This is a genomic window from Pseudoalteromonas sp. 19-MNA-CIBAN-0066 (genome assembly GCF_040308705.1).
Lineage (GTDB): Bacteria > Pseudomonadota > Gammaproteobacteria > Enterobacterales > Alteromonadaceae > Pseudoalteromonas > Pseudoalteromonas nigrifaciens.
On the sequence record NZ_JBEONZ010000025.1, the window covers coordinates 13624 to 39964 of the forward strand.

Below are 26341 nucleotides of genomic sequence, written 5' to 3' on the forward strand. Positions count from 1 at the left end.
AGTGCACTCTTGTTCAACGGTTGATGTGTTGCGCCACTTACAATAGCGGACTCAGGCAATTTTTCGCGATACGCTACGCGGACCTCTTTCTCGAGAGTGCAAAACGAATTAAAGAGGCTGAATGAGTGGTTAATATTATAACACCCTGACGCTCTTTTACTGCATAAAAGAAACATAAAAAAAACAATTTGTGCAAAAAATACATCTCTTAAAATAATTAAAAATAAACCCTTTAAAAAACAAAAATAGCGGACATTTGACCTGTTTCAAATTAAAGTTATGCTATATAGACTTGATATTAAACTTGTTTGACCCTGCTAATAACAATAGCTACCTTATCTGGGCGCTCATACTATTTACTTAAGGATTAAAATGAATCTTACGAATACACTCACCAAAAACTGGTCGTTACTTTTACTTCGTGGTGTTATAGCCATACTGTTTGGTTTAATAACCTGGTTTGCACCTGAGGCGTCGTTGCAAGTTATGTTATTAGTTTTTGCTGGCTACTTTTTATTTGATGGCATATTAAGAGTTTGGGTTGCCATAACATCAAAAAAATCAAATCCCTTTTGGATGCTATTATTAATTGGTGGCTTACTGAGTATTATTGCCGCTTTTGTCACTTTACTTGCACCAAACCTTACCGCCTTATTGTTACTTTATTATGTTGCTGCGTGGGCGATTGCAATTGGTGTAGTAGAAATATTTTTAGCCCAAAAGTTACGTAATGAAATTAGTAACGAATGGATTTTAATTATTAGTGGTTTTATTTCTATAATATTTGGACTGTACTTAGTATTTAACCCAGGTGCAGGCATTTTAACCTTGCTTTGGTTAGTTGCTGCATACGCTATAGTATTTGGCGCGCTTATAGTTGGTTTAGCGCTTAAATTAAAAAAATTAAATCAAAGCCGCTAATTCAGTTGGCTTAGCACCAAAATGCTAAGCCACTTTTCTTTATATTTAATGGGTGCTAATTACAGTGGCGTATTGAATTTTTTATCATCAATATGAATAATACGTTGTGGTAAGGCAATTTTAATATTATTTAACTTAAACTGCTTATAAAGACTAAAACGAATATCGCTGCGAACTTGGCGCAACATCGTTTCAGACTCTGCATACACCCAAAAATAAGCACTAAACATCATCGCGCTTTCAGCAAAGTCATCTAACAACACCGCTTTTGGTAAGGTGGGTAATATTGCCGGATGATCTGCAAGCACTTGTTGCATCAGTTTTTCAACCAATTCAACATCTGAGCCATACATTACACCCACATTAACCGAGGTACGTGCATTACGATCAATTAGCGTCCAATTAGTTACTGTGTTTTCTAATAATTGGCTGTTTGGTACTAGCATATGTACGCCATCGTTACGGCGAATACGGGTTGAGCGAGTGTTTATCGTTTCAACTACGCCCTTAGCATTGCCCACCTCTAAAAAGTCACCAATACGAATTGGTCGCTCCCACATTAATATCCAGCCACTAATAAAGTTATTAATGATATTTTGCGCACCAAAACCAACACCTATCGCAATAGCACCCGATACAAAAGCAAAAGCGGTAAGCGGTATATTTAACACCTCTAAAGAAGTGAAAATTAAAATTGCGATACTTAAAATAAAATAAATTCGCGTAAACAATAGCACCGCATCAGGGTTCATTTTACGTTTAAGTAATGATTTTTTTATTAACTTACCAATACGAGTAACCACAAACCACATAGTAAATAATATCAATGGGATCTGAATTACTTTTACCACTGTAATTTGCACATCGTTGTAACTAAAAAGTACAAAAGCAAGCATTTGATTTAATTGTTCTAGTGTCATTTATTATCCAAATAAGTAAGAAGATACCGCTCTATAAACGTGTGTCTAAAATAAAAGTAAAACTGGTTCAGGGTTCGCTAAGTTTAGCACGTCATAATATTAGGGGAATAAAATCAATTTATACAATCAACTAACCTTTTATGGTACTTAGTGCTATATAAATAGTGTACTTGCACTGGAGATAACATTATGACGCAACTAACTTTAGCTCAAAAACTAGCAACCTTGCAGCCGCAGGTTGACCTTAATTTATTTGAAACTAGCCTCGAATACCGTAATAAAATTTTATCTTTACTCGCTCAACAAGAACAAGCACTGGCAACTATTAATCAAGAATTTGGCCAACAGCAACCGGTAAACTTTAGCTCTGATAAAAAATTTGTACTAGGTTACAATTAAAATTTGGATACTTTTTTTGCTTATTTACTTAACTAAGTAGCTCAAACGTTTATATTTAGAGCTACTTTTACCCACCTTTTCCTCTATTATTCGCTAATTTGCGTTTAAATCCCGCTTAATACCGATAAACATGATTGTATATAACTCTAAATTTGATAAGTTAACTGTGTTTTTCGACTCGCACAGCCTATTTCGGCTAATATTTTTATGGAGTTACTATGCGTAAAACATTGATCGCCACTACTATTGCTAGTGTTTTAGTATTATCTGCCTGTACATCAAACGATTCAAACAACATGGCAAAAGAGAGCGCTACACAAGTGCAAAACATTAACGCAAACAATGTATTGTTCAAATCAAGCCCATTACAATATATGGCACCAGAATTTAATAAGTTCTCTACTAAAGATTACGAAGCTGCTTTCGATGCCGGTATTGCTCAGCATAAAGCACAAGTATTAGCAATTGCTAACAACCCTGCCCCAGCTACATTTAAAAATACGTTAGTTGAAATGGAGCTGTCGGGTGAGTTATTAAATCGCGTATCTACTGCATTTTATAACTTATCAGGATTAATTTCTGACAGTGAATATCAACGTATCGATGAGAAAATGGCGCCTGTACTTTCAGCGCACTCAGACGATATTTACTTAAATGGCGCATTATTTAAACGCGTACAAACTATTTACGACAATAAAAGCAAACTAAATGCAGAAGATCAGCGTCTTGTTGATTTTTACTACAAACAGTTTGTTAAAGCCGGTGCCAAATTAAACGACGCTGAAAAAGCAAAAATGCGTGAAATTAACTCTGAGCTTGCTAAGCTTTCAACGGCATTTTCGCAAAACGTTTTAAAATCGTTTAAAGAAGATGTAATTGTTGTTACCGATAAAAGTAAATTAGCCGGTCTTTCTGAAGGCGAAATTGCAAGCCTAGCCGATGCAGCTAAAAAAGCAGGCAAAACCGGTTACATGATCACTTTAGTAAACACCACGCAGCAGCCAATTTTAAGTAGCCTAGAAAACCGCGACTTACGCGAGCAAGTGTTTACAGCTTCAACTAAGCGTGCGGCTAAAACTAACGGCCCTATTATTATTAAAGAAACCAACCTTCGCGCTCAAAAAGCAGAGCTTTTAGGCTATAAAGATTGGGCTTCTTATGTAATGACTTCGCGTATGGCGCAAACCACTGAAAATGTTTACGGCATTTTAGATGACCTTGCACCTAAAGCAGTTGAAAAAGCAAAAATTGAAGCTGCAGCAATTCAAAAAGTAATTAACGATTCTGGCGAAAGTTTTGAACTTAAACCGTGGGATTGGGCTTTTTACGCTGAAAAAGTACGTGCTGAAAAGTACAACCTAGACCCAGCCCTAGTTAAACCTTACTTTGAATTACAATCGGTAATTCATAATGGTTTATTCTTCGCTATGGAAAAACTATACGGTATTACTTTTAAAGAACGTAAAGATCTGCCGGTTTACCACGAAGATGTAACTACCTTTGAAGTATTTAATGCTGATGGCAGTGCAATTGGTTTATTTTACATGGACCCATACGCACGTGAAGGTAAGCGTGGCGGTGCTTGGATGAGTGCATACGTAGGACAAAGTGGTTTAAAAAATACTAAACCTGTTATCTACAACGCGCAAAACATTCCAAAACCAGCAGCAGGTCAGCCTACATTATTAACGTTTGACGAAGTATCTACTTTGTTCCATGAGTTTGGTCATGCGGCGCATGGTTTATTCTCAGATGTTAAGTACCCAAGTCTAGCGGGCACAGCAACAGCGCGTGACTTTGTTGAGTTTCCTTCTCAAGCAAATGAAGATTGGATGATTGAACCGACTGTATTAGCTAACTACGCTAAGCACTACAAAACTGGTGAGCCAATTCCACAAGACTTGCTTAACAAAATGTTAGAATCACAAAAATTCAACCAAGGCTTTGGTACTACTGAGTACTTAGCTGCGGCATTGCTTGATATGGAATGGCATTCATTTGGTTCTGATAAAAAAATAGCTGATGTAGAAGAGTTTGAGCAAAGCGCGCTAGAAAAACATGGTATTGCTTACTACCCTGTACCACCGCGTTATAAATCAAACTACTTTAGCCACACTTTTGCCGGTGGTTACTCTGCAGGTTACTACGCGTACCTTTGGACTGAAGTATTTGCAGCCGACGCCTTTGCCCATATGGAAAACAACGGTGGCTTAACGCGCAAAAATGGCGATAAGTTCCGTAAAGAAATCCTATCTAAAGGCAATAGCCGCGACTTAATGCAAAGCTACATTGAATTTAGAGGTCAAAAACCAACTACCGACGCACTTCTTAAGCGCCGTGGTTTAGTAGACTAATTAGTTAACTAATTAACACCTTTTAAAGAGCCCGCTTGCGGGCTCTTTTATTGCCATTAACTTAACCCACTTTTATAACCTTTTAACTCAAAGAAAATACCACTTTAAACAACTATGTTAATCTGAATAAAAAATTCAGGTGCCGCTATGAAACTCATATTAATACTCCCCATCACGCTTATTTTAGCTGCTTGTAACCAAGTGACTCAAAAACAACAAGCCGACATTATTATTAACCACGCCAATGTAATTAATATGATGACAGGGCAAATTACGGCTAATCAATCCATTGTTATCAAAAACTCTACTATTGTAGCCCGCGGCGGCAATGAGCTAAATTTACGTTACAGCGCTACGAGTCAAATTGATGCCAGTGGTCAATATGTAATGCCTGGGCTTTGGGATATGCATGTACACTTTGGCGGCGGTGAGCAACTAATAACAGAAAACAAACAGTTACTGCCGTTATATTTAGCCTATGGCATAACCACAGTGCGCGATGCAGCCGCTGATTTAAGTGAATCGGTATTACAATGGCGCGAGCAAATTAATCAAGGCACATTAATAGGCCCTACTATTTATACCTCAGGGCCAAAGCTAGAAGGTAAAGACTCAATTTGGCCTGGCGACTTAGAAGTAGAAACCAGCGCAGAAATGCACGCCGCCATTGATAAACTTGAGGCCATGAATGTCGATTTTATTAAAATTACCGACAGCGCTTTAACGCCACAGTTATACTTACAAGCAGTAAAAGAAGTTAAAAAGCGCGGTTATCAAATTTCGGGGCATATTCCTTTTTCGCTTTCGGTAACCGATGTGTCAAACGCAGGGCTTGATGCGATTGAGCATATGACCTACATGTTAAAAGCCGCCGCCGATAACGAACAAGAAATTTCTGCTAAGGTAAAATCAGGTATACTGAGCTACTCCAGTGCGCTGCCAATTATTACTGAGCATGTTGACAAAGCCACAGCAATGAAAAAATATCGCGTACTCGCAAAAAATAATACCGCTGTTGTGCCTACCTTAATTGGCGGCCAAATTACGGCCTACATTGATGAAAACGACCATCAGCAAGACGAGTACCTAAATTATTTAGGCAAAGGATTAAAAGCCACCTACCAATGGCGAGTTGATCGCGCAAATAAAGATACCCCTGAGCAAATAACACAACGCAAAGAGCGCTTTATAAAAACGGCAAAATTACTCCCTTGGGTGCAGCAAGCTGGCGTATCAATTATTGCAGGTACCGACGCCGGTTTTTTAAATTCTTATATTTATCCGGGATTGTCGTTGCATCAAGAACTCGCTATTTTTAGTGATTATGGGCTTACCCCGTTACAAACACTACAAAGTGCCACAATAGCTGGGCCTAAATTTTTAGGAAAAACGCAGCAATTTACCAGTTTAGAGGTAGGTAAAGTGGCAGATATTATTATTTTAGCGCGCAATCCGTTAGTTGATATTCGTAACACGCAATCATTACAAGGCGTTATTAGCCATAACCGCTACTACAATAAAAAAGCGCTAGAGCATTTAAAACTACAAGCAAAGCAATTTGTAAGTTCACAATAGTTACTTTTTAGTCCACTTATTTATCAAGTGGACTATTACCCTTTTTTATTATCTAGGTTAAACTCGTTGTTTTATTTGGAGTTATAAAAACCATGGCTTACTTGTTTGCCGTCACCCTATTATGGGCGTTCTCGTTTAGCTTAATTGGTGTGTATTTAGCAGGCCAAGTTGATGCATGGTTTAGTGTGCTAATCCGCATTGCACTGGCTGCATTAATCTTTTTACCGTTTTTAAAGGTTAAACAGACTCCTAAACCATTGGCGTTAAAATTAATGCTTATTGGTGCAGTGCAACTTGGTGCTATGTACAGCTTTTACTATCACTCATTTTTATATTTAAGCGTGCCTGAAGTACTACTATTTACAGTGATGACCCCGCTTTATATCACCCTACTAAACGATGCTTTAGAAAAACACTTTAACCCTCGCTTTTTTATTGTTGCTATTATTGCTATTGGCGGCGCGGTAGCCATTAGGTATGAAGGCATAAGTAGCGACTTTTTGCTTGGCTTATTATTAGTCCAAGCGGCTAACCTGTGCTTTGCCATTGGCCAAGTGGCCTATAAACGCTTAATGAGTAACAGTACTCTTGAGCACAAATCGGTGTTCGGTTGGTTTTTTATCGGCGCTTTGTGCGTTGCTTTAGTGTGCTACCTGCTGTTTGGCAATACCGATAAACTACCGACAACCACAACTCAATGGAGCGTGCTTATTTATTTAGGAATCGTAGCGTCTGGGTTTGGTTATTTTGTTTGGAACAAAGGGGCTACCTTAGTAAATGTGGGGGCGCTGGCGGTAATGAATAACTTACTGATCCCTGCTGGTATTATTGTTAATGTGCTTATTTGGAACAGAGATGCCGATTTATTCAGGCTAGCTATTGGTGCTGGAATTATTTTAGCTGCATTATTGGTGAATCAATACTTTAATAAAAGTGCCATAAAATAGCGCTACACTTACAGCATCTTAATAATTTAAAGTTGTTTTAAATGCTCGGTAAAATAATTTTAGTCGCCTGTTTTATTTTTATAATTACTGGCTGTAGCAATACCCTAATTAACAAACAAAATACTCAACTGGGTACGCGTCCTTATTATTTAATTAACGATATGGACGCTGGTGATTTAAAGGCACAATTAGAATCGTGTAGTGAAGGCCCTTTTTATCGCACCGACTTTTCAATTGGGCATCGCGGTGCGTCTATGCAGTACCCTGAGCACACTAAAGAAGCCTACACTGCTGCAGCAAGAATGGGCGCAGGTGTTGTAGAGTGCGATGTTACATTTACAAACGATAATGAGCTTGTATGTCGCCATTCACAATGCGATTTACACACCACAACCAATATTTTAGCCATTCCTGAATTAGCTGCTAAATGCAGCGAACCATTTATCCCCGCCGACGCTGAAAACGCAGTAACCGCCTCTGCAAAGTGCTGTACTAGCGACATTAGCTTGAGCGAGTTTTTAACGCTTAAAGGCAAAATGGATGGTGCAAACATTCAAGCAACTACTGTTGCACAGTATATGCAGGGCACACCTAGTTGGCGCACCGACTTATACGCAACTAATGGCACATTAATGACGCATAAACAAAGTATTGCGTTATTTAAAGCACTCGGGGTAAAAATGACCCCTGAGCTTAAATCACCAGAAGTTAGCATGCCTTTTAAAGGCATGACGCAAGAGCAATACGCGCAAAAAATGTTAGATGAATACACTCAAATGGATATACCGGCGTCGCGAGTATACCCGCAATCATTTAATCTTGATGACGTAAAATATTGGATAAACAACAATCCTGATTTTGCTGATCAAAGTGTCTATCTTGACGGGCGCGATAGCGATGCTGGGTTCGATCCAAGTAGTCCACAAACATGGCAACCTAGCATGGATGAACTGGTTGCTAATGGGGTGAAAATTTTAGCCCCGCCTATTTGGATGATGTTAAAAATAGATAACGAAAGCAATATTGTGCCATCACAATACGCAATTGCCGCTAAAGCTGCAGGCTTAGAGCTTATTGCATGGAGCCTTGAGCGATCAGGTCCACTTAACCAAGGTGGTGGCTATTATTATCAATCAATTGCTGATGTAATAAATAACGATGGCGACATGATGAAAGTAGTTGATGTACTTGCGCAAGATGTTGGCGTAATGGCTATATTTTCCGACTGGCCAGCAACCGTAAGCTACTACGCAAGTTGCAATAAAATGCCTGCTAGTCTTTAACTAGTCGTATATTTTATCGCGCTCAGTTACCATATAAATTTATATAACTGAGCGCAATTATGATCATCGAACAACATAACGCCGACTTGCCTACCCCTACAGGGTTGATGCGAACCACTATATACCGCCCTCAGGCGCAAGGGTTGTTTCCTGCACTTATTTTTTACTCTGAAATTTTTCAGCAAACCGCCCCTATTGCCCGCAGCGCCGCTATTTTAGCAAGCTATGGCTTTGTAGTATTAGTACCTGAAGTATTTCATGAGTTAAATCCTATTGGCACTGTGCTCGCTTACGACGACGCAGGTAAAGACAAAGGTAATGCCGACAAATGGGCTAAACCTTTAGAGCATCACGATAGCGACACCCAAGCCATGATCGACTTTGTAAAACAACAAAACTATTGCACAGGTACGCTTGGTGTAATGGGTGTATGTATTGGTGGGCATTTAGCATATAGAGCCGCATTAAACCCTGAAATTAAAGCTGCATTTTGTTTATACGCAACCGATATTCACAGTAATACATTACCGGCAAAAGCAGGTAATAATTCATTTGAACGTATGGCTGATGTACAAGGCGAAATTCACTTTATATGGGGTAAACAAGATCCACATGTGCCGCAAGAAGGCCGCACTAAAATTTATCAGCAATGCGTTAATACGGGTATAAATTACCAATGGCAAGAAGTAAACGCACAACATGCCTTTATGCGCGACGAAGGTGAGCGATACGACGCAGCGCTTGCAATAAGTATGTATCAACAAGCTGTGGCATTATTTAACCGCACTTTATAAATTAGATGATTAAATTAATCCAAACGCTGGATAATAAATCTTTTAACCAGCGTTCATGTTAAATATTTTTTAGCATGCCTAAAGCAGTATGTTGTTTTACAAAGTAGGCTTTTAAATAATCTATAAATAGCCGCAATTTTTTAGAGCCTGCTGCGCCTGGCGGAAACACCCCATAAAGCTCAATATCTTTGCTTTTGTAATCGTCTAATATAATTTCTAGCAACCCTGCTTGCACTTTAGGCCACGCATCGTACAGCGGTATACGGCCTATGCCATGCCCGGCTTCAACAAAAGCAGTACGGGCAGCAGCGTTATTGGTACTTAAACCGCCTTGCATTGTAATGTCGTATTTTTTACCTTCTTTTGAAAAGGTTAACGTTTTACTGCCCAATTGATACACCACCCATTGATGCTGAGCTAACTCAACAGGGTTTTTAGGTTTGCCAAAATGAGCAAAGTAATCTGGCGAGCCACAAATACAGGTACTCATTGTTGTGAGTTTCGTTGCTTGTAAATTAGAGTCGCTTAGCGCCACCCCACGAATGGCAAAATCAAAACCATGCTTTATAATATCAACTACATCATCGCTAAGTTGTAGGTCTATGTTAATTTTGGGGTATTGGCGTTTAAAGCTATTAATAGCAGGCACTATTAATTGCATCCCTACATTTACCGGACAACTAATTTTGAGCAGCCCCTGAGGCTCACTTTTTATATTTTCTATTTGTTGATTTGCCGCATTGGCTTGCTCAGTAATTATTCTGCAGCGCTCGTAATACGCCACTCCCGCCTCTGTTAATGCCATAGTGCGTGTTGAGCGATTTAGTAGGGTAATTTCAAGTTGGGTTTCTAATTTTTTTAAATGGTAACTTGCCACCGCACGCGTTAAACCTAAATGCTTAGCCGCAGCGGTTAAACTACCCTGCTCTACAATTTGTGCAAACACCACCATACTTTTTAACTGCTCAAACGACACTTTCATAACATCTCCTAAATCCACTGTATTATTGTATCAATTATTGAATCAATAAAGTTAAATTTATCATCGTTGTTTAAAGCATTATTAGTGCATATAGTAGTTGGTAGCAAAGTTAACTAATTTAAATCATCAAAAGGAATATCCTAATGGCTAAAAAAATACTTATGGTTTTAACCTCACATGCAGAATTGGGCAACACAGGTGAAAAAACAGGTTTTTGGGTAGAAGAATTCGCAGCCCCTTATTACGCATTTAGAGATGCAGGCGTTGAAGTCACTCTTGCATCGCCAAATGGCGGCCAGCCCCCGATAGACCCTACAAGTACTCTTGCTGATTTTCAAACTGATGCAACTAAACGCTACGACGCAGACAGCGCCGCACAAACATTAATGGCCAATACCAAAGTGCTTAGTGAAGTAAATTCGACAGATTTTGACGCGGTATTTTACCCAGGTGGCCACGGCCCACTATGGGACTTAGTAGAAAACACCGACTCTATTGCACTTATTGAAAGCTTTATTAAAGAGCAAAAGCCAGTAGCGGCTGTTTGTCATGCCAGTGCCGTATTTTTGAATACTAAAGATGCCGATGGTAATGCACTTGTTGCTGGTAAAAAAGTAACTGGTTTTACTAACAGTGAAGAAGCGGCAGTACAACTTACCGACATAGTGCCGTTTTTAGTAGAAGACGAACTGATTAAAAAAGGCGGCGACTATCAAAAAACGGATGACTGGGGTGTACTTGTACTCGAAGATGGCCTAGTAATTACCGGTCAAAACCCAGCAAGCTCAGAACTTGCTGCTAAAAAGCTACTAACCAAACTAGGTTAATAACGATTTATAAGTAAAAAGCACAGCATTTAATGCTGTGCTTTTTTAATTGCTTTGCATTAGCAAATACAATTCCTATACTGGCAACTATTAAGCTCAACTAGGACGATTATATGGCAACCAAGCCAACCACACGGTCATTACTAACAAGCAAACGCTTCGCTATTTTTAGTATTGTTACAATTTGCTTTGTGTTACAGCTAATTAATAGCTTACCTGGCATTAATCTTAATGGTTTTGGCATTTATCCGCGCAGCATTAATGGCTTAATTGGCATACTGAGCGCGCCATTTTTACATGGCAGTTGGTGGCACTTTGCCAGTAACATGCTGCCTTTTATGGTTTTAAGTTGGTTGATTTGCCAATACAGCGTTAAGCGTTTTTATAACGTATTTATTTTTACCGCATTAGTAGGTGGTTTTTTAGTATGGGCATTTGGTCGTAGTAATATTCATGTTGGCTTAAGTGGCGTTATATATGGGTTGTGGGGTTTTATACTTTGCTATGGCGTAATTAGACGTTCATTTAAATCCATTGTTATTGCTGTTGTCGTTGCCCTACTTTACAGCGGATTTGTTTGGGGTGTACTACCACAGCGCTTGCATATTTCGTTTGAAAGCCACTTATTTGGAGCATTGAGCGGATTATTTTTAGGCTATAAATTAGCAAAATCCGACAAAATTAAAAGTCAAAAAACTCGCCTTTAATTTATTTTAATGGCCACATTTATTAATACATATATTTTTTTATATGTATTTCATTTAAACAGAGGTTATTTTTATGAGTGATCAAAATCAATACACCCCACCCAAAGTTTGGACATGGGACAGTGAGAGTGGCGGTAAATTTGCCAGCATTAATCGCCCCATTGCCGGCGCAACTCATGACAAAACCTTACCTATTGGCGAGCACGCATTTCAGCTTTATTCGCTTGCTACACCAAATGGTCAAAAAGCCGCTATTATGTTTGAAGAGCTGTTAGAGCTGGGCTTAACCGATGCAGAATACGACGCATATTTAATCAGCATAGGTGATGGTGATCAGTTTGGTTCTGACTTTGTTGATATTAATCCAAATTCAAAAATTCCAGCGTTAATGGATCATTCAACCACGCCGCCAACGCGTATTTTTGAATCGGGCTCTATACTGCAATACCTAGCAGAAAAGTTTGATGTGCTTATACCTAAAGATTTAAAAGCTAAAACTGAATGTCGTAACTGGCTATTTTGGCAAATGGGCTCAGCGCCGTACTTAGGTGGTGGCTTTGGCCACTTTTATAGTTATGCACCCACTAAAATGCAATATCCTATTGATCGTTTCACCATGGAAACCAAGCGCCAGCTTGACGTGCTAAACCGCCATTTAAGTGCAAACGAATACATGGCAGGAGCTGAGTACTCAATTGCCGATATCGCAATTTGGCCTTGGTATGGCTCTTTAGTGCTTGGCGACATTTATGATGCAGCTGAATTTTTAGATGTTGCCTCATACACTCATGTTGTACGTTGGGCTAAACAGGTTTCAAAACGCCCTGGCGTAAAACGTGGTCGTCGCGTTAACCGCACATGGGGACCTGAAGAAGAGCAACTAGCAGAGCGCCACAGTAGTAGTGACTTTTAACCTTGCTGTTATTGATAAACTAAAAAATCAGCTGTAATAGCTGATTTTTTAGTTTAGGTGTTGCCTTATTTATAATTACGCTTTAACACTCAGTATCGAATCACCTTGTGATAAAGCAAACTTTTCTTGAACCGCCGATAAAATAGAACTTTTATCTTCGTCATTTAACTGGCTTGAATACTGCGCTAACAACTCATCTAAATAACTAACTACATCTTTAGTATTTACTTGCTCAATTGAATTTTTAGGCGGTGGTGGCGGGCGCTGACCTTCAGGTCGAGCATCATCACCTATGCTTTTAGCGTCAAACTCCAACTCGCCCATTAGCTCAGCCAACTCTTTTGTTGGCGCTATACCTTGCTCTTTAAGTGCAGCTTGAATACTTAGCGCGTTTTCTGCCGTTAAATTTTCGGCATCGAATTCAGCGAGTGTTTGTTTTACAAAGTCACTTTGTGCTGTTGTTAACTTTGCGGTTTGGCTACTTTGTTGCTGCACCAGGCTTGCAGAATTACTGCTAATATTATTAATCATTACAGTATCCTTTCAACGCTTACGACGAGGTGGTTTATGATCATTTACTTCTTGCTCACTAATTTCGCCATTACCATCTGAATCTATTTCGTCAAAAATTGTTTGTGCGTCTTCGCCGTGTGGTGGTTTTTTAGCGCTAAACTCTGCATTGCTAATTACGCCATCGCCATTGGTATCCATGCTTGAAAAATCAGGTTTAGGTGGTTTGCTATCGCTGCCTCTTGCTGCAACATTTACTGAAAAAGCAACCGACAATAGTGTAATAATTGTAAGTGATGATAAGTGTTTCATGCTCGTAACCTTTTGTTTAATTAATAACAAAAGATTACGCTGTAAAAATGCAAATAATGTGCAAATAATGAGGAAGTTAAAATAATGTATATCGCTAATGCATAAATTTAAAATGATAGCGAAATGCTAATGCGAGTAAATAGCTAAAGTGGCTATTAATTACTTACGTTAACGCATCGTATTATGCTAATTAATCAAACATTTTGTTGTTAATTACACTGCTGTGGATTTACAAAGCGATAACCAACACCATAAACCGATTGAATAACGCTGTCGGTTTTGGTTAATTCCTCCAGCTTTTTACGCAATTTTTTTATATGACTATCAATAGTACGCTGGCTCACAATACGTTGATCGGCGTACATAGTATCCATTAAGCTATCGCGCGAATAAATACGGTTAGGGTTGTTAAACAAGGGCTTAAATAACTGAAACTCAACATTGGTAAGCTCAATACTTGCTGCTTTGTATTTTACACTGTAGGTGCTTTCATCAAGTTGCATAACATTGGTTTTGGCTCAACGTTATTCAAGCGCCTTAAAATAGCTTTAACACGCGCCACCAGCTCCGCATAACTAAAAGGCTTACAAATATAATCATCGGCTCCTAATTCAAGCCCAAGTAATCGGTCAATCTCCTCTACCTTTGCCGACACCATAATGATAGGCACATTAGAGAACTGCCTAATTGCTTTACACAATTCAATTCCGCTTTGACCAGGTAGCATTATGTCGAGCAAAATCACACTAGGCTTGTTAATTTCAAGCCAAGGTAGTACTTCATTACCATGATGTATTTGATGCGTTATGTAATGATGGCTTGTTAAAAAATCGCTTATTAAGTTAGCCAGCTTAACCTCATCTTCTACAATCAGTATTTGCTCTTGCATAGTGTCCTCTAAGCTTTAAATAAGGGTAATTTAATAATGATAGCAAGACCGCCTAAACTAGATTTTTCAGCTTTAATCTCGCCTTTATGACCTTTAACTATGTGCTGACAAATAGATAACCCCAAACCCGAACCGCCCTCTTGGCGATTTCGCGAACTATCTACTCGGTATAAATACTCAAATAAGTGCGATAAATGCGATGGCTCAACCCCCACGCCATTATCTTCAATAATAAGCTGTAAATACATTTGCCCTTTAATACTTATATTACTCGCCGTTAATGAAATAGTAGAGCATTGTGCGTAATGCACTGCGTTCATTAAAATATTATCGAATAACTGTAAAAGGCGTGTTTTATCTGCTTGAACGGTTATATTTTTTGCAGCATTTAATAGGTAAAGCTTTATATTATGTTGCTCAAGTATAACCTGATATTTTTGCTCAATAGTATTTAATAACAATGCCATATCAGTAGCTTGCATAGTGTAATGCATGCCCCCTAACTCTGCGCTATTGAGCATATGCAAATCGTCTATTAAGCGCTTTAAATGCAGGGCTTCGTCGTTGGCCGAGTTTATATTTTTTGCATTTGGCTCGCGTATGCCAAGTAGCATAGCTTCAAGCTCACCAAGCAAAATGCTCATTGGCGTTCTAAGCTCATGAGAAATATTGGCAAGCCAGCGTTTACGTACTTGCTCGTCTTTGGCAGCGTAAATGCAAGCGTATTAAAATCCTCGCTTAACTGCCCTAGTTCGTCTTTTCGATCTAGGGTCAGCTTAGTCTCGTAATTGCCTTGCGTTAAGCGGTGCATACCGTTAGCTATTTGTTTTACTGGGCTAACTAAATGCCGAGATAATAAAAAGGTAACCAGTAATGTAAGCAGTACCGCCGCTAAAGCAATAAACCATAAGTAGTTTGTTTGCTGCTGTAAAAAATCAAGTTCGTAGCCATCAACTAAGCTATCTCTTTTGGATACAGCTAAATAACCAACCGCTTTATTATTCACTGTAATGGCTGTAGTCATATAGTTTAAATTACTTAAATACCTGCCCACTATTCGCTGTTTATTTTCGTCAAGCAAAGCATAATGAGCAATATTTTCAGGAGGTGGTCGGCGCGCGCCTAAAACAATATGCTCGGATGGTGGTGGCCGGCGCATCATTCGCCCTCTTGGATCAGGGCTTTTTGGTAACTTAGATAAAAACTGGCTGTTTTCTAGTTGCGATTCTATAAGCATTCTAAAGTTTTTGTCGCCGCCAATAACTAACTCCCACGAGGGCGTTTTTTGATACTGCTTTGCAAGTTGTAGCGTAAGTGGTTCTAATGCTTTTATCTCTTTTGCATTAACAAAATCAATAACGCCTTGCCCTATACTCCACTGTATAAGTATTACCATCCCTGCAATAACACTAAAGGTAAAACTAAATAGTATTAAAAAAAGTTTATTATGAATTTTCATTAATGCGTATTTTTAACCTTGCTAGGAAAGCTTTCAAATCGGTATGTTATAAACTCTTTGGTTTGGTCGTTAACATACAGCGTAGCAACTATTTTTTTACCTTGAGCGGTCCAATACATATGACCATGATTATTTAAAGTAACCGATACGGTATTTATACCCGTTTTAAATAAGTTAGCAGGTAAATGCAACGCTTGTCCGTAAATTCGCTGTATTTTAACCCCATTAATGTATAAATGAGCATGACCTTGTAAAAAACCGGTGTCTTGGTTTGTTGTCGCAACCATCATTTGTTGCATGTTCATCGTGCCCTCTGGCGGCACAGACAAATCATAACGCTGTGTATCTAAAATTAAGTTATAACCCGACATACTATCTTTTAATAACTTAAGGCTCAGTGCCGGTGTGGGTGCAGCGTTTGGTACTGCAATAGGCATATGGCTATGATCCATCATTTCCTGCTGCGCAAAGAGCTTAAAGCTCAATAGCACAGCAGTAGTTAGGATCAATGCGTATTTAAAATAACGCATAGTTACTCCTTACCTTCTTGGTGGTGGACCCATTGTTTCGCCCGTATCACAGCGACCAATTGAATTATCAGCTAATTGACCTTTAAAACGTGGCCCAATTTGATAAGGGAACGAAGGCTGTAATTTACCATCGCTGTCTAACGAAAGTGTTATGTGGTAGTGATAACCTTTATCATCGTTGGTATCGTGGCCGTTATGCTCATCAAGTTGTGCACCTGCTACTGTTTTTTGGGCGTAGTAATAATCTTCAAAATAATAACCGTCGTCGGCATTTAATGTATTACCTGAAAGTGTTGTTACTTCTGCGCCAATAGCTGGGCCTGTATCGCTTATTTGTGTACCTTGGCTAATATCGTATTGATTGACTAAAGTACAGCTTCGCTCACCTTGCGTACCACAACCGCCCTCGCTTGTTGATGCACCATAATCGCGCATTTCCCAACCGCTTAATGCAAGTTGCCCGTTACTTTCATAAGGGCCATAAAGTGGGTAGCCATCAGCTGCAAAACCATAAATTGGTGAATGCGCATCGCCATCATCTTCAAGTAAATCAGCTAAGCAGCTCGTGTAAAAATGATGATGATATTCTCCGTTAGCAGCGTGTCCGCCACATACATCCACATCGTATTGTTCGGCAATTGGCGCTAACGTATACCAAACATTATTACCGTAGCTCATACCATCGCCCCAATTAAATATGCTGGTGCCATTAACCATTAAACCAACTGTACCTAGGCCAGTTTCACAGGTTTCGGTGTCAGGTAAATCGGTGGGTGTTATTGGAAAGTACGCTTCTACAGCTTGTTCAGTCGGACAACCAGGTCCTGGAGGCCAATAGCCTGCACCGCCTGTATCATTACAATTTTCAGTGCTGCTGTTATAACCTATGTCTTCACCAAAAGAGATTGTTTGCCCTACTGCTGCTGAGGTTACACCGTTATAAAAATCGGTGGCTACACGTGGGCGGTTATTTAGCGCGTCTACTTACTCTTGTGTAAGCGTTACGTCATATTTTGGAATATCTGTGGTTTGCACGTACATGTATTCAACGTCAGCATCATCTTGTGCAACGCTAACAACTTCAACTGATTGCACATCTTCAACCACTGCACCATTATTTTGTATATAAGTAGAAGTTGTATCCTTGTTAATTAGCCAACTAGCAAGCTTTGCACTGGTATTGGTATTGCTAGTATAATCTGATGATGCACGCACAGTAATTGTTACACTATCTATAACAACATCATTAGTGCCATCATCTGCACTGAGTTCAAATATCAGTGCTTCGTCGGTTAATACCTCAGGTGCTACAAACTCTGTTGACGTTGCAGTACTTAAAGATAAACTAACGGTTGTGCCCGATGTTTGCGACCAGCTAACCGATACTTCACCATCATCTTCAACCGTAGCGTTTAAATAAACGGTATCACCCGCATTAACTATTTGATCAATACCCGCATTAACTGTTGGAGCTGCATTACTGACTATTTCGCCTTCAATAGTTGCACTTGTTGAATCGCTATTACATGCGCTTAAAGCGATGCAAAGTGCACTTAATGCGAATAACTTAGCTACATTCGAGGTTTTTGTTTTAGAGTGCGTTTTCAATGTTTGAACCTTTACATTAACGTTTAATAAAACAAAGTTAACAAGTAAAAGTGCAAACAATGTGCACAAACTAAGGAAGAATCTACATTAAAATTACAATTGTGGCCTTTTGAGCACAAATTTATCTTTGGTTGTACTAAAGTAATCGCCGCCCATTTTGCCCACTGCATTTAATAATTCAGGGTCAATATAGCCATTACTCATCACGCTATCGTTTATACAAATACCCACTACATCCAATAACATCATTTTTCCGCCGCCAGGCTCATTGGAAATGCTAATAACCTCGCGTAACTTACATTCAAACCGTACTTTTGAACCGGCAACACTTGGCGCGTTAACTAACAGACTTGGAGCTTGGGCGATGTTAGCTGCATCAAATTCACTTATATCACTAGGATAATTTGCACAACTTTGATTCATTTTTTCAACTAGCTCTTGGCTAACTATATTAACCACACATTCTTTAGTTGCCATTAAATTACTGAGCGTATCTTTATTCGTTTTATCACTTGGGTTTACTTGCGTAACGCTTAAAACAGGTGGTTTGCAGCTAGCCACAGTAAAAAATGAATAAGGCGCAATATTCGCAATACCTTCACTATTTAATGTGCTTATCCATGCAATTGGTCTAGGGCTTATTGCGCCTACTAAGTAGGAGTAAACATTTTGACTGGTGTTTTCGGTTAGATCTAAAAACATACTTTTCCCTTTAATACATTAAAACTAAATCTTAATTCAAAGTAGTTACGTATAGGCTTGGCTGACTTAGCTAAATAACAAACTAATTTTTATCTCCATTTAAAGCAATAAACAAATTATATGAAAATAAACATAGTGTGGTTTAAACGCGATTTACGTCTTAGCGATCATCAACCATTAAAAAATGCATTTAGTAACGGCTTACCTACCCTACTACTTTATAACTTTGAGCCATTAATGCTTGAAGATGCACACTACAATGAGCGGCATTGGCGCTTTGTATATCAATCAATAGTTGAGTTAAATAATCAACTAACACGCTTTAATGCCTGCGTTTATATATTTAATTTAAACATGGGTGACTTACTTGAATCGTTAAAGACGCAGTTTGAAATAGTTAATATTTTTAGCCATCAAGAAATAGGTTTAAACAATACCTTTGAGCGCGATAAAGCCATTAAAGTGTGGTGCCAACATAACCGCATTAATTGGCAGGAGTCGCAAACAGGCGCAGTAATTCGCGGCAAAAAAAATCGTAATAATTGGAACGAGCGCTGGCAGCAAACAATGCAAGCACCTATCGCGGTTCCTAATTGGAAAAGTATAAAAACAATTACCCTCAATAATTACCAAGCACCTGAGCTGCCAAGCGCTTACACCCAAAATCACGACAGTTTTCAACAAGGCGGCCCGCTGCAAGCACGCACTGTATTACAGAGCTTTTTTGCCGAGCGCGGTAAAGGTTATCAAAAAGGAATATCAAGCCCAAGTTTGAGCCAAGTACATTGCTCTCGGCTCTCGCCGTATTTAGCCTGGGGGAACATTAGCCTTAGGCAAGTGTACCAAATGGCCTTTGACAAATATCATTCAAAACATCCTGATAAAAAAGGCTGGAAGCGCCCACTTGCTGCGTTTGTATCGCGCTTGCATTGGCACTGCCACTTTATGCAAAAGTTTGAAAGCGAATGCTCTATGGAGTTTTTAGCACTTAATCCGGGTTATCACGTATTTCCGTATCGTGATGACGAACATGTAAAAAGCGATATTGAACGCTGGGCGCAAGGTCAAACAGGTATTCCAATTATTGACGCTTGCATGCGCTGTTTAAAAGCCACAGGTTATATAAACTTTAGAATGCGCGCCATGCTTGTAAGCTTTGTAACACATCATTTAAATATAAGCTGGCAGCAAGCAAGCTTTCCTCTTGCTAATTACTTTTTAGATTTTGAACCAGGAATTCACTACCTGCAAATTCAAATGCAAGCCTCAGTAACTGGCATTAATACCATTAGGCATTACAACCCAATAAAGCAGTCGGAAGATCAAGACCCAACAGGCGCGTTTATTAAAAAGTGGTGCCCCGAACTTGAAAAACTCCCTATTGAATATTTACACCAGCCTTGGCAACAAACTCCTATGGAAGCGCTATTTAACGATTTTAAGCTAGGGGAAGATTACCCCGAGCCCATGCTTGATTTAACAGCAGCCTCAAAAGCAGCGCGCGAACGTTTATGGCAATACCGCGAGCGAGCAGATGTTAAACGCGCCATAGGAAGTATTCTTAGAAGGCACGTAGCAATTACAGCAAAAACAAGCCAAGTAAAAAATAAAACCACTAACGATGGCTCATAAAAAGCAAAGCTTACCTCAAAAAACATGCCCCATTTGCAATAAACATTTTACGTGGCGTAAAAAATGGCAACGCGACTGGGACAATGTTATTTACTGCTCAAAGCGCTGTAAGTGCAATAAGCAATAATAGCTGGCGCTCATCTTGCACTAACCTTATAAATACAACGCTTTTTAGCTATTTTGTGATTATTTTTGCAAATAACACTCACCTAGTATGAAAAGCTTACCGCCAATGCAATAAGGAGAAGATGATGACAATTAAAAAATCTGCAAACTCAAAATGGTCTGGTGATATTAAAACAGGTAAAGGGAGTATTTCTACGCAAAGTGGCGCGCTTAATAATCAACCCTACGGATTTAATACCCGCTTTGAAGATAAACCCGGCTCAAACCCTGAAGAATTAGTAGCTGCGGCGCACAGTGCATGCTTTAGTATGGCATTATCGCTAGCATTAGGTGAAGCAGGGTTTACCGCCGACAACATTGATACCAAAGCGGTAGTTAGCTTAGATGAAGTAGACGATGGTTTTGCTGTTACCCACATTGCGCTTGAAGTTAATGCTAAAATTGCTGATATTGCAAACGAGCAGTTTCAAGCTTTATGCGATCAAACCAAAAAAGGCTGCCCTATTTCTAAACTAATGAATGCTGAAATATCACTCACAGCAAACTTACTTTAAAGCCCTTAACCTAGCTTGCTAGTAATTACATAAATAATTACACCAATAGGCCAAGCATTATGCTTGGTCTACTTCCTAGTTAATCACCTTATTAATTAACCTTTTGATTAATTAAACAATTAACTCACTAAAGTAGTAAATACCTTTTCGTACTTTTATTATGTTTTGCGGAGTTATAATTGATACAAGGTAGATTTACTTAAATAAAAATGATCTTTCTAATACTGAGTAAATTTGTTACTTTTTATTAAAGCTGTTTTCGAATAACCTTCGTATATAGCAATTTTTATTACACTTGCTCCACCAGCTCTTCTACAGATAAAAGCATAACACAGTAATTACCCCCTCTAAATTGAAAGGACTATAATAATGGATGATAAAGCAATAAATTGTGAAAAAGTCTCATGTAGTAATTGCGCAGATTTAGATGAGCTCGGATTTGATTTTACCATGGCTTTTCAACCTATTATTAACTGTAAAACCCAAAGTATTTACGGTTATGAAGCATTAGTTAGAGGGCTAAATAATGAGTCGGCTTATTCTATTATTTCTAAAATTACAGTCGATAATCGCTATACGTTTGATCAACTGTGCCGTATAAAAGCCATTGCATTAGCGGCAAAATTAAAAATAGACTCCATTTTAAGTATAAACTTTCTTCCTAATGCTATTTATAAACCTGAGCGTTGTATTCGCACTACATTAGAAGCCGCTGAAAAGTATAACTTCCCAACAAAAAATATTTTATTTGAATTTACCGAAGTTGAAAAAATTGAAGATACCGCCCATGTAAAACGCGTTGTTAACTATTATCAGTCTCTTGGGTTTAAAACAGCCACTGATGATTTTGGATCGGGTTATTCTGGCTTAAATTTATTAGCCGATTTTCAAACCGATATTATTAAGCTTGATATGGCACTTATACGCGATATAGATAAAGATGCAAAACGCCAAACAATTGTGACTCATTGCTTAAATATGTTTCGCGATCTGGGAGTTATAACATTGGCCGAAGGCATTGAAACATTAGAAGAATATACATGGCTTAAAAATGCGGGTATTGAGCTTATGCAGGGGTATTTGTTTGCTAAACCGGGATTTGAAAGCTTACCAGATGTAAACTTTGCTAACTTAAATTGCCAAGCTTAAATACCGGCTAATATTTATATTTAGCCGGTATTTTTATGCTCCTTTTATACTAAGGAGAGAGTAAAGTTACATATTACCTAGCTCTATCATCATCGCTGTGTACATGCGCAAGTTAAGTTTAAGCTGCTCAAGGGTAATAAACTCATGCTCAGAGTGCCCGGTGTAACGCTTACCTGGCATTGATGGGCCAAACGATACCGCATTATCAAATAACTTAGCGTTAGTACCGCCGCCAATAGAGACAAAACCCGCTTGTTGATCACCCGTAAAGTGCTTAAAAATATCAAGTAACTTTTGCGCATGCGGCGCGCCATCAAGTAGCATAGGCGTACCAATAATGGTTTTAACATCACTTAATGTTACATCGTTAGTAGCTTGCCATTTTGCTAGTGCACTGTCTATTTGTTGCTTTAACACCAACTCTTCTTTGCCCATAGGGCGGCGCGCATTTACACTAAGCGTTAGGGCATTTCCCTCTCGTTCAATCACAGTAGGTGCCACTGTCATTGGCCCCATAAAATCATGTTTATAGGCAATATCGCCAAACTGTTTGCCATGAATATCTAAACCAATTAGCTGATTTACAAAGTTAATTAACTGCCCATCGCTATTATTTTCAAGCACTAGACCTTTAAATATTTCGGCTAAATAAGCAATTGCGTTAACACCCGACTCTGGCTCTGATGAATGCGCCGATACGCCTTTTACACTAATTGCGACAGCAGTATCGCTTTGCTGAGCAAAGTTAAACTCTACTTGCTTAAGCGTACTGGCTTTGGCTTTTAATTGAGTAAGTAACTTAGCATCGGCATTATGCAGTACTAGGCTGGCGTCTTCTGGTATTTGGCTTACAAATGCACCACCTGCAACATCACTAACATAAACGCCTGTTTTTGCCGAGGTAGCATTGAACGTTGGCGCAATTAAACTCCAACCTTTTTCAGCCACCACTACCGGGTATGACGCATCAATTGTTACTGCGTACTTTGGCTGCTCATAGGTTTTCATAAACTCAGTAAGCGGGCCCCAATCAGACTCCTCAGCAAGGTAAATCATTAACTCAATACGGTTATTAAGCGTTATGCCTTTATCTTTAATGGCTTTCATGGCGTAAAGCGCTGTCGCTATTGCGCCTTTATCGTCTTCGGTACCGCGGCCAATTAAGCGCCCAGGCTCTGATGTTGTATCAATAATAAATGGGCTTTGCTGCCACTTACTCGCATTAGCTGGTTGCACGTCGCCGTGTGTTACTACGGTTACTTTATCGCTTTGTTCCCCAAGTCCAATTAATACTGTGTAGCCTAAATCCTGATAATCTAAACCCAGCTCGGCCGCTTTCATTTTGAGTAAGGCTTTAAAACCAATAAAGTCGGGATTTTGTGGTGCGCTAATATCGCTTTTATTCACAGTAGGAAATGATACTAAATTGGTTAGTGTATGTACCTGGGCGCTTTGGTAGGTATTTACGGCATAATTGGCAACACTATCAATATTTTTATTTAACTGTGCTTGGGCACTAAACGCAAATAATGCAACACTGGCTAACGCTAACTTTTTCAAAACAATTCCCATTTAATTAATCACTAAGAAACATAATTATAACCTTGTGCATCTCACACAAACAGCGCTTTGCGGTAAAATCACATAACAACCAGTGCAATTAGTTAAATATTTATATAGTTGCTTTTATACTTGGTGCTATATAATGCGCGCCTTAAAATTATGAGTATTAAACATGAACCGTCGCAAAAAAATCGTTACTAAATTTCAAAAGAAAGACAAGCGCACCAATGCCAAATTACATAAAAGCAAAAAGCCAGGTTATGTATCAAAAGCTGAGCGCGAAAAACTTGAAAAACTTACTGACGAAAAAGTAGAACAAACAACTGAGCAAACCGCTGAACCTGAAGCTGAGCAACAATAAGCGCTTTTAGGCGCTTATTGCTTTAAGTTTTTACGGATCTATTGTGGTAAAAGTAGCGTATCGCTCAATAACCTACTACCACAGTGGTAACTATTAATTTAAAAGCCATAGTAAATTTATATAGCCTTTCTATTTACCGTTTCAACCTTAAAACGCGTAGCTTAATGCTAAATTTAATGATCTTCCTTGTCCTGCTAATTGTGTAAAGCCGGTTGCGTTATCTTGTTTAAACCCAGCAATGCTAACCCCACCTAATGGTAGTTGGTAATACTGATCAAATAAATTTGTTACCTCAACACTTAGCGTAAATGCATCCCACACTGTTTTAGAACTTAAATTAACTAAATGATAGCTATCGGTTTGGTTTTCAAAGCGGTTGTTATCTACTCTCGTTTTAGTATCGACCCATTGCCATAAAAGTGAGTTTTCAACATTACCAACTTGCTGGCTAATACCAAGCTGGGTTTGCAATGGTTTAATTTGATAAAGCGGCTGAGTGCTAGAGTTACCGTCGCGTTTGCCACGGGTGTTAGTTATATTTGCTTTTAACTGCCACTGACCTAACTGTTCAGATTGATAAATACTGGCACTTAAATCTACTTTAGCGCCATATAAAATGGCGTCTACATTAGTAAACTGCAAAATATTGCGACTATTACCGTCAATGCCTGAACTATTAAAGTTCCTTACTATGTCAGCATCAATATAATCACTCACATCGGTATACCAAATATTAGTGCTTAAACGCCAGCTGTCGTCTTTTGCCAATTTAGTATAAGTAGCACTCATTGTATGTGCGATTTCAACGCCAAGATCTGGGGTGCCAATATAACCATTACCATCGCCGTACCAGCCAATCATGGTGGTTGCCATATTGCTAACCCCCCAACTGTATCGCTCGTATAAGTTTGGCGCGCGATTTTTACGAGCAATACCAAGTTGCAGTTCATCAACGTTAGTTATTTGGTAATTAATTAATACGTTTGCATCAACTACAGTATCGGTTTTATTTCTACTCCCTGCATTAAACGTATTTGCTGCCATAGCGTCACTTGGCCCTATATGCATACCGCCCATGTGCATACCTGTGTTATATGCCTGTACTTCACTTACTTGGGTATTTATATTTTCAATACGCACACCCGTGTTTAACCATAGTTTTTTACTATTTTGGCTTTCATATTCTGCAACAAGTGCAATGCGTTCACGCTTTCCATTATTAATATTTTTATAGTCGTTTGGCCCCATCATGGCCGAGCCTGTAATACTTGGCCACCAATCATCAATACTATAATGGTAATATTCTTGAGCTAGCAATATGCTGCTATCGTTATCTAAATTTATACGCCATTTTAACTGGCTGCTTATATCTTCTGCGTCGGTTTTCATTGGCATCATGCCGATTTTTTCTGCGCTAAAAAATCCCATATCGTGTTTTACGCTATGCCAATTTACTTGTCCTGTAAACTCGCTGCTCGCAAATGCTCGTTTGTATTGCGCTGTAACCCCGTAACTGGTGTTATCTCTCATATCCATATACTGATTAGCAAAGCCTTGATACGGAATTTTTTGATGACTAAGCTTAACTACAACCTGCTGTTTATCGTCGCGTATAGCTGCGGTTAAACTGTGATTTTGGGCGCGATACAACGTATCAAGCACTACATCGCCGTTACCGTCTTCATAGCTGTTTGCATCACTAAACGAGCCCTGATAATTAACGCTAAGTGTATTACTTGCTAAACGTGCACCTACTCCAAAATTACGACCATTGTCAGCAGTGCTGTACTTTGCCGATACATAACCAGAATGCCATGCTAAATCGCTATTTTGAGTGTATTGCGGTGCAATAGAGTTAACACTTATTACACCTGCTATATTATCGCCACCTGCACTTACCGGTGATACACCGGCAACCACATGATAAGACGTAACTTGGTTCGCCGAAATGTAAGACAACGGCGGATTCATTTGATTAGCGCATGCCGCCGTTATTTCTGCGCCATCAACTAATACTTTTACTCTGTCGCCCATTAAACCATTTAAAATAGGTAAATTAGATACGCCACCAGCTGCTGAAAAATCGACACCTAAATCACTTAATAGCGACTCTGTAGAGCCAAGTACTAAATGTTTATTTTGAGCATGCCCATGTACTTCAATCACTTCTAAAGATGTATCGTCGGCAAATACTAAAGGAGATAGCACACTACTAATAAAAAGTGCAACAGGGGTAAGTAGGTATATTTTTTGAGTTTTACTTTGATAAACCATTGTTAATTTATGCCACTGTAATAATTGGCGTAATTATATAATGAGCTGTA

23 protein-coding genes and 3 pseudogenes are annotated in these 26341 nt (G+C 39.0%); 15 read left to right on the top strand and 11 right to left on the bottom strand.

Features of this window, described 5'->3' with window-relative positions; translation table 11 throughout:
* The first annotated feature begins 372 nt into the window (after window positions 1-372).
* Window positions 373-921 (top strand): HdeD family acid-resistance protein, encoded by a 549-nt coding sequence (locus AAEZ18_RS13540; RefSeq protein ID WP_086998845.1) that lies wholly within the window; start codon window positions 373-375, stop codon window positions 919-921.
* A 59-nt stretch (window positions 922-980) separates the two neighbouring features.
* Here the strand turns inward: AAEZ18_RS13540 and AAEZ18_RS13545 are convergent, their stop codons facing one another.
* On the bottom strand, window positions 981-1841 hold the full coding sequence (locus AAEZ18_RS13545; protein ID WP_011328839.1) for a mechanosensitive ion channel family protein: 861 nt from the start codon (window positions 1839-1841) through the stop codon (window positions 981-983).
* 189 nt (window positions 1842-2030) lie between these two features.
* Here AAEZ18_RS13545 and AAEZ18_RS13550 point away from each other — a divergent pair, with 189 nt between their 5' ends.
* From AAEZ18_RS13550 to AAEZ18_RS13575, 6 genes are all read left to right on the top strand, one after another.
* The gene (locus AAEZ18_RS13550; protein ID WP_011328840.1) at window positions 2031-2240 is read left to right on the top strand and encodes a hypothetical protein; all 210 of its coding nucleotides are present in this window, start codon (window positions 2031-2033) and stop codon (window positions 2238-2240) included.
* A 218-nt stretch (window positions 2241-2458) separates the two neighbouring features.
* The gene (locus AAEZ18_RS13555) at window positions 2459-4594 is read left to right on the top strand and encodes a M3 family metallopeptidase (RefSeq protein WP_208834135.1); all 2136 of its coding nucleotides are present in this window, start codon (window positions 2459-2461) and stop codon (window positions 4592-4594) included.
* Between the two features lie 147 nt (window positions 4595-4741).
* Window positions 4742-6169, top strand: a complete 1428-nt coding sequence (locus AAEZ18_RS13560; RefSeq protein WP_086998837.1) for an amidohydrolase family protein — start codon at window positions 4742-4744, stop codon at window positions 6167-6169.
* A 92-nt stretch (window positions 6170-6261) separates the two neighbouring features.
* Window positions 6262-7116, top strand: coding sequence for a carboxylate/amino acid/amine transporter (locus tag AAEZ18_RS13565; RefSeq protein ID WP_011328843.1), 855 nt, complete (start codon window positions 6262-6264; stop codon window positions 7114-7116).
* Window positions 7117-7157: 41 nt separating this feature from the next.
* Window positions 7158-8399 carry a glycerophosphodiester phosphodiesterase family protein gene (locus tag AAEZ18_RS13570; RefSeq protein WP_350549667.1) on the top strand — a complete coding sequence of 414 codons (1242 nt, stop codon included), beginning with the start codon at window positions 7158-7160 and terminating at the stop codon, window positions 8397-8399.
* A gap of 59 nt (window positions 8400-8458) precedes the next feature.
* Window positions 8459-9193 carry a dienelactone hydrolase family protein gene (locus AAEZ18_RS13575; protein ID WP_350549670.1) on the top strand — a complete coding sequence of 245 codons (735 nt, stop codon included), beginning with the start codon at window positions 8459-8461 and terminating at the stop codon, window positions 9191-9193.
* Between the two features lie 58 nt (window positions 9194-9251).
* Here AAEZ18_RS13575 and AAEZ18_RS13580 read toward each other — a convergent pair whose 3' ends face one another.
* Window positions 9252-10175 (bottom strand): LysR family transcriptional regulator, encoded by a 924-nt coding sequence (locus AAEZ18_RS13580; RefSeq protein WP_350549673.1) that lies wholly within the window; start codon window positions 10173-10175, stop codon window positions 9252-9254.
* 143 nt (window positions 10176-10318) lie between these two features.
* On the opposite strand from AAEZ18_RS13580, the gene AAEZ18_RS13585 reads away from it, so the two are divergent.
* From AAEZ18_RS13585 to yghU, 3 genes are all read left to right on the top strand, one after another.
* A complete protein-coding gene (locus tag AAEZ18_RS13585; RefSeq protein ID WP_350549676.1) occupies window positions 10319-11002 on the top strand; it encodes a type 1 glutamine amidotransferase domain-containing protein in 684 nt (227 codons plus the stop codon).
* Between the two features lie 113 nt (window positions 11003-11115).
* On the top strand, window positions 11116-11709 hold the full coding sequence (locus tag AAEZ18_RS13590) for a rhomboid family intramembrane serine protease (protein ID WP_192532112.1): 594 nt from the start codon (window positions 11116-11118) through the stop codon (window positions 11707-11709).
* A gap of 73 nt (window positions 11710-11782) precedes the next feature.
* Window positions 11783-12622: a glutathione-dependent disulfide-bond oxidoreductase gene (gene yghU / locus AAEZ18_RS13595; protein WP_192532113.1), complete on the top strand. Its 840-nt coding sequence runs from the start codon at window positions 11783-11785 to the stop codon at window positions 12620-12622.
* A gap of 75 nt (window positions 12623-12697) precedes the next feature.
* Here the strand turns inward: yghU and AAEZ18_RS13600 are convergent, their stop codons facing one another.
* From AAEZ18_RS13600 to AAEZ18_RS13630, 7 genes and pseudogenes are all read right to left on the bottom strand, one after another.
* Complete coding sequence (locus tag AAEZ18_RS13600) at window positions 12698-13153, bottom strand: hypothetical protein (protein ID WP_350549678.1); 456 nt, start codon at window positions 13151-13153, stop codon at window positions 12698-12700.
* 12 nt (window positions 13154-13165) lie between these two features.
* Window positions 13166-13444 (bottom strand): EF-hand domain-containing protein, encoded by a 279-nt coding sequence (locus AAEZ18_RS13605; protein WP_350549681.1) that lies wholly within the window; start codon window positions 13442-13444, stop codon window positions 13166-13168.
* A 209-nt stretch (window positions 13445-13653) separates the two neighbouring features.
* Window positions 13654-14333 (bottom strand): annotated as a pseudogene (locus tag AAEZ18_RS13610) (response regulator).
* Window positions 14334-14341: 8 nt separating this feature from the next.
* Window positions 14342-15792: pseudogene (locus tag AAEZ18_RS13615) on the bottom strand (ATP-binding protein).
* Window positions 15792-16322, bottom strand: coding sequence for a hypothetical protein (locus AAEZ18_RS13620; protein WP_350549684.1), 531 nt, complete (start codon window positions 16320-16322; stop codon window positions 15792-15794). Before AAEZ18_RS13620 ends, AAEZ18_RS13615 begins: the two are co-directional and overlap by 1 nt.
* 9 nt (window positions 16323-16331) lie before the next feature.
* A pseudogene (locus AAEZ18_RS13625) lies at window positions 16332-17990 on the bottom strand (YHYH protein).
* 33 nt (window positions 17991-18023) lie between these two features.
* Entirely contained in the window at window positions 18024-18632 is a 609-nt protein-coding gene (locus AAEZ18_RS13630; protein WP_011328856.1) for a flavin reductase family protein, read from the bottom strand.
* Between the two features lie 120 nt (window positions 18633-18752).
* Between AAEZ18_RS13630 and AAEZ18_RS13635 the strand changes: the two genes are divergently transcribed.
* The 4 genes from AAEZ18_RS13635 (at window position 18753) to AAEZ18_RS13650 (ending at window position 22093) form a co-directional block, all read left to right on the top strand.
* Window positions 18753-20264, top strand: a complete 1512-nt coding sequence (locus AAEZ18_RS13635) for a cryptochrome/deoxyribodipyrimidine photo-lyase family protein (RefSeq protein WP_182684390.1) — start codon at window positions 18753-18755, stop codon at window positions 20262-20264.
* Entirely contained in the window at window positions 20254-20391 is a 138-nt protein-coding gene (locus AAEZ18_RS13640) for a DUF2256 domain-containing protein (RefSeq protein ID WP_182678345.1), read from the top strand. The genes AAEZ18_RS13635 and AAEZ18_RS13640 overlap by 11 nt, the downstream gene beginning before the upstream one ends.
* A 124-nt stretch (window positions 20392-20515) precedes the next feature.
* The gene (locus AAEZ18_RS13645) at window positions 20516-20944 is read left to right on the top strand and encodes an OsmC family protein (protein ID WP_197182172.1); all 429 of its coding nucleotides are present in this window, start codon (window positions 20516-20518) and stop codon (window positions 20942-20944) included.
* A gap of 369 nt (window positions 20945-21313) precedes the next feature.
* Window positions 21314-22093, top strand: coding sequence for an EAL domain-containing protein (locus AAEZ18_RS13650; RefSeq protein ID WP_350549689.1), 780 nt, complete (start codon window positions 21314-21316; stop codon window positions 22091-22093).
* A gap of 66 nt (window positions 22094-22159) precedes the next feature.
* Here AAEZ18_RS13650 and AAEZ18_RS13655 read toward each other — a convergent pair whose 3' ends face one another.
* Window positions 22160-23653 (bottom strand): dipeptidase, encoded by a 1494-nt coding sequence (locus AAEZ18_RS13655; RefSeq protein WP_350549692.1) that lies wholly within the window; start codon window positions 23651-23653, stop codon window positions 22160-22162.
* Window positions 23654-23828: 175 nt separating this feature from the next.
* On the opposite strand from AAEZ18_RS13655, the gene AAEZ18_RS13660 reads away from it, so the two are divergent.
* Window positions 23829-24017 carry a DUF2986 domain-containing protein gene (locus AAEZ18_RS13660; protein ID WP_011328862.1) on the top strand — a complete coding sequence of 63 codons (189 nt, stop codon included), beginning with the start codon at window positions 23829-23831 and terminating at the stop codon, window positions 24015-24017.
* A gap of 147 nt (window positions 24018-24164) precedes the next feature.
* On the opposite strand, the gene AAEZ18_RS13665 is transcribed toward AAEZ18_RS13660, so the two are convergent.
* A complete protein-coding gene (locus AAEZ18_RS13665) occupies window positions 24165-26291 on the bottom strand; it encodes a TonB-dependent receptor plug domain-containing protein (protein ID WP_350549695.1) in 2127 nt (708 codons plus the stop codon).
* Window positions 26292-26341 lie beyond the last annotated feature (50 nt).